Source organism: Plantactinospora mayteni (assembly GCF_016862935.1).
GTDB lineage: Bacteria > Actinomycetota > Actinomycetes > Mycobacteriales > Micromonosporaceae > Plantactinospora > Plantactinospora mayteni.
This window is the reverse complement of the sequence record NZ_BONX01000076.1, coordinates 1-1,370: the sequence shown is the minus strand read 5'-3', so window position 1 is coordinate 1,370 and position 1,370 is coordinate 1. Positions and strand designations below refer to the sequence as shown.

General features: G+C 76.6%; 1 pseudogene. It reads right to left on the bottom strand.

Annotation, left to right across the window (positions count from 1 at the left end):
• Positions 1–87: 87 nt before the first annotated feature.
• Positions 88–1,370, bottom strand: a pseudogene (locus tag Pma05_RS40485) (hypothetical protein); the annotation flags it as partial.

Here is a 1,370-nt window from a genome sequence, read left to right as displayed (position 1 = left end):
TCTTAGTTTGCAGGGCCACCCCGGTCGGGGTGGCCCTGCACTGCGTGTTTCGGCGATCTCGCCATGAGGAAGGATGTACCCGTGAGTTCAGGAGCGCACGGCGGAGACCGCCCGCGCCGTCGAGACGACCGTCCGGACCGCCGGGGCGGTCGAGACGCCTCCACGCGTCGAGACGGGCGTCCGCCCTATCGCGGGGACCGCGATTCGTCCGGTACCTCCGGTGACCGGGGCGGCTATCCGAGTGGGAGTCGTCGCACCGATGGCCGTGACGGCGACCGTCGCGACCGCCCAGCTCCCCGTGAGGGCGAGCGTCGAGACCGTCCGGCCCCTCGGGACGGCGGCGGCTACCGGGACGGCCGTGCCGGTGGCTACCGGCCCGGTGGTGACGACCGACGCGGTGGCGGGTTCCGCGACGGCCAGCGTGGCGGTGGGTACCGGGGCGACCGGGATACCCGGGGTGACCGCGACTTCCGCGGCGACCGCCCGAGCGGTGGCGGGCGGTTCGGTGACGACGATCGGCGGTCCGGCGGCTACCGGGCATCCCGTGGCGGCGACACCGGGGGCGGCGGATACCGCGATTCCGGGCGACGCGACGGCGACGCGGGCTTCCGGTCCGGTGGCGGTTACCGGCGTGGTGGTGACGACCGGCAGGGCGGCTACCGCAGCGGCGGCGGGCGGCGGGACGATGACTTCGGCCCGGGCCGCTCGGAGGGGCGCCAGGGTTACGGCTCGGCTGGTACGGGTCCGCGTGGCGGTGACCGGGACGGTGGCTACCGCGAGGGCGGCTACCAGTCCGGACGACGGGACGACGTCGGCCGAGGTGACCGTGGCCCCCGTACCGACCACAGCCGGGGCGGTGACTTCCGGGGCGACCGGCGGGGCGACCGTGACTCGCGCGGTGGCGGCTACCGGGACGACGACCGGCGGAGCGACGACCGGCGTACCGGTGGCTTCCGGGGCGACTCCGGTGGTGACGACCGGCGTGGCGGCGGCTACCAGGGTCGGAGCGGAGGTTCCGGCAGTGACGACCGGCGCGGTGGTTTCCGGGGCGAGAGCGGTGGTTTCCGCGGCGGCTCCCGGCCCGGCTTCGGCGACGACCGGCGCGGTGGTCGCGACTCGCGTGCCGGCGGCTACCGCGACGACACGCGGCGGGGCGACGACCGGCGGGACGGCGGTTACCGGGGCGACAGCGGCTACCGGGGTCGTTCGGGCCCGGGTTCCGGCGGCGACGCCGGGCGCGGCGGCGGCTACCGTGGCGGACCGTCGGGCAGCGGTGACCAGCGCGGCGCGGGGCGGGACACCGACCGGCGCTCCGGCGGCGACGCGGATCGCCGTGGGTTCGACGGTCGAGGCCGGGAAGGCTTCCGCAG